The 313-nt window shown below is 59.4% G+C and carries 1 pseudogene; it reads right to left on the bottom strand.

Annotated features, from left to right (window positions below):
- A pseudogene (locus P792_RS37545) lies at window positions 1–313 on the bottom strand (universal stress protein); the annotation flags it as partial.

The raw sequence follows: 313 nt of genomic DNA, 5'->3' as shown, positions 1-313 counted from the left end.
CACGCCGTGAGGATTCCTGCACCGACATCGCGTTCGATTCCCTTGAAGTTCCTGATCTCGGCATTCACACCATGCAGCTTGAGATAATCCTGCACGGTATCTGCTTCAGGCCCGCGCCGGTGATAATCGACACTGGTGAGGATCTGAACGCCCTCTGCCTGTTTGGCATAAGGGAGAGCCCCGCGCAGGGCCGATGCCGCCTCTGCGGTGCCATTCCAGGCAATACACAGGCGCTTGCCCGAACTGACAGGTGGCGTCGGAGGGGCAATAACCAGCGGGCAGCCACTATCATAGAGCACCGCATGCAGGACTT

Origin of the sequence: Asaia sp. SF2.1 (genome assembly GCF_000505765.1) — a bacterium.
GTDB lineage: Bacteria > Pseudomonadota > Alphaproteobacteria > Acetobacterales > Acetobacteraceae > Asaia > Asaia bogorensis.
This window is presented reverse-complemented; position numbering and strand designations above follow the sequence as displayed.